This window comes from Microbacterium sp. Bi128 (assembly GCF_918698205.1).
This window is the reverse complement of sequence record NZ_CAKKMM010000656.1, coordinates 1-2,738: the sequence shown is the minus strand read 5'-3', so window position 1 is coordinate 2,738 and position 2,738 is coordinate 1. Positions and strand designations below refer to the sequence as shown.

3 protein-coding genes are annotated in these 2,738 nt (G+C 69.5%); 2 read left to right on the top strand and 1 reads right to left on the bottom strand.

Annotated elements, in window-relative coordinates; translation table 11 throughout:
* Both LQV45_RS24405 and LQV45_RS24400 read left to right on the top strand, forming a co-directional pair.
* Positions 1-756, top strand: a 756-nt coding sequence (locus tag LQV45_RS24405; protein ID WP_230009196.1) for a DUF3097 family protein, incomplete at its 5' end; no start/stop codon positions are given.
* Between the two features lie 143 nt (positions 757-899).
* Positions 900-1,319 (top strand): DUF4870 domain-containing protein, encoded by a 420-nt coding sequence (locus LQV45_RS24400; protein WP_026537291.1) that lies wholly within the window; start codon positions 900-902, stop codon positions 1,317-1,319.
* A gap of 126 nt (positions 1,320-1,445) precedes the next feature.
* Here LQV45_RS24400 and hemW read toward each other — a convergent pair whose 3' ends face one another.
* Positions 1,446-2,684: a radical SAM family heme chaperone HemW gene (gene hemW / locus LQV45_RS24395; protein WP_230009195.1), complete on the bottom strand. Its 1,239-nt coding sequence runs from the start codon at positions 2,682-2,684 to the stop codon at positions 1,446-1,448.
* Between the last annotated feature and the right edge of the window lie 54 nt (positions 2,685-2,738).

The window sequence follows — 2,738 nt, the reverse complement described above, 5'->3', positions numbered from 1 at the left end:
GTCCAGTCCGGCTGGGTGGGCGCCGTAACCCGGGTGGAGAAGTCCGGCGGCATGCACGTGGTGGCGCTGGAGGACCGGCGGGGCAAGTCGCGGTCCTTCCGCCTCGGCTTCGGCTTCCTCTTGGACGGCCAGCCCATCCGCCTGATGCCGCCGGCCCCGAAGAAGACGGCACCGGCCGCCGGTGCCGGCCGCACGGCGTCGGGCTCGGTGCGGGTGGCCGGGCAGCGCGCACAGGTGGCCAAGGCCAGCCGCATCTGGGTGGAAGGAAAGCACGACGCCGAGCTGGTGGAGAAGGTCTGGGGCGATGACCTCCGGGTGGAGGGCATCGTCGTCGAGCCCCTGCACGGCATTGACGACCTCGCGGCCGCCGTGGCGGACTTCGGCCCGGGCCCCGGCCGGCGCCTCGGCGTGCTCGTAGACCACTTGGTGGCCGACTCCAAGGAGTCGCGGATCGCCGACGCCGTCATGGCCTCTCCGGGCGCCGCAGGCAACGTCCTGATTGTGGGGCACCCCTACGTGGACGTGTGGCAGGCCATCCGGCCCTCGGTCCTGGGGATCGAGCAGTGGCCCGTGATCCCCCGCGGCACGGACTGGAAGACCGGGATCCTCATGGCTTTCGGGTGGCCCCACTCCACGAAGGAGCACATCGGCCTCGGCTGGCAGAAACTCCTGGGGGCTGTCCGCAGCTACGCTGATCTGGAGGCGTCGCTGCTTGGCCGCGTGGAAGAGGTCATCGACTTCCTCACCGTGCCCTAGTCCGCCGCGGCGGCCGCCCCTGATCTCCATTTCCTTGCCCGAGCAAGTATTCTTGAAACGGCGGCCGCGCTTCCAGTGCGGTCCCGGCTATTTCAGGCACAACCCAGGCAGCAACGCATCACCGCAATCCGAAGGGCTACACCGTGGCAGATAACGCACGCGAACACACGGGCAATCAGGCTGGCCATGGCCAGCCCCCGTACCATGGCGTTCCGGCAAACGCGCTGCCGCTGACGGCCAGCGAGGACCGCCAGTGGGCCACGCTCGCGCACTTCGGCGGCATCCTGGGCTGCGTGCCGTCGCTGCTGATCTACCTCATCTTCAAGGACCGCGGCCCGTTCACGGCACAGGAATCCAAGGAAGCCCTCAATTTCACGCTGCCGCCGACCCTGGCCGCGGTGCTGGCCAATCTGCTGGTCTTCATCCCGGTGGTGGGCAACCTCTTCGCCGTGCTCGCCACAGTGATCTGGATCGCCGTGACGTGCTTCTCGGTGGCGGCAGGCATCCACGTCAACCGCGGCCAGCCGCACCGCTACGAGTTCAACCTGCGCTGGATCAAATAGCCGGCCCGGACCCAAGCACGAGAGCCGGCCGCCGCCCGTCAGGGGCAGCGGCCGGCTCTGTTTTGTGCGGCAGGGTGTTGTGGCCGCTGGTGCGGGCAGCCAAGTCGTGGAAGTTTTGCCGGCAGACTAGTCCGGCAGGATCCTGCGGACGACGGCGTCGGCCAGCAGCCGGCCCTTAAGCGTGAGAATGAGCCGGCCTTTGAAAGCCGCCGCGGGGTCCACGAGGCCGTCCGCGATCAGCCCCGCCACAGCGTGCCTGCCGGTGTCCCCCAGGCCGCCGAGGCTTGGGATGTCGAGTCCGGAATTGAGCCGGGCCTCGAGCATGACCCGTTCCACGTTACGGGTTTCAGAGTCCAGCGTTTCGCGTCCGGCGGCGGGTGAGGCGCCGGCGCCGAGGCGGTTGGCGTAGGCGGTGGGGTGCTTGACGTTCCACCAGCGGACGCCGCCCACGTGCGAGTGCGCCCCGGGCCCGATGCCCCACCAGTCGTCCCCGCGCCAGTATGCGAGGTTGTGCCGGCAGGCCTGTTCGGGGGTGCGGGACCAGTTGCTGACCTCGTACCAGTTGAGCCCGGCGGCGGAAATCAGTTCGTCGGCGAGTTCGTATTTGGCGGCGTGGTCGTCGTCGTCGATTTCCGGCACTTCGCCACGGCGGATCTGCGCGGCAAGCTTGGTGCCGTCTTCAACGATCAGGGCATAGGCGCTGATGTGGTCGGGGGCGTAGGACAGTGCGGTCTCGAGCGAGTAGCGCCAGTCCTCCAACGACTCCCCCGGCGTCCCGTAAATGAGGTCGAGGCTGACCGAGAGCCCGGCATTACGCGCCCACTGCACCACCTCGGGCACCCGGCTGGGCGTGTGGGTGCGGTCCAGGACCTTCAGGACGTGCGGCACGGCCGACTGCATGCCGAACGAAACGCGGGTGAACCCGGCGTCGGCCAGCAGCTGCAGGGATGCGGGCGTAACGGAATCGGGGTTCGCCTCGGTGGTCACCTCGGCGCCGGGCTGCAGTCCCCAGGCGTCGATCGCGGCGCTGAGGATGCGCGCCAGGTCCTCCGCCGGCAGCAGGGTGGGGGTGCCGCCGCCGAAGAAGACCGTGCTGAGGGGGCGGCCGGGCAGGCCGCTGCCCTTCAGGGCCGCGGCGGCGAACTCCACTTCCGCGATCGCGGTGGCGGCGTAGGCGTCCTGGGAGGCCCCGCCGCCCAGCTCGGTGGCGGTGTAGGTGTTGAAGTCGCAGTACCCGCAGCGGACCGCGCAGAACGGGATGTGCACGTACAGCCCGAATGCTCGCTGATCGGCGCCCTCGCCCGCCTGGGCGGGCAGCAGCCCGTCCGCCGGCGCCGGGTCGCCGAGGGGAAGAACGCTAGGCACGGGCCCGGCCTGCCGATACTGCAGCAACAATCATTACCTGCACCGTTACTTCTT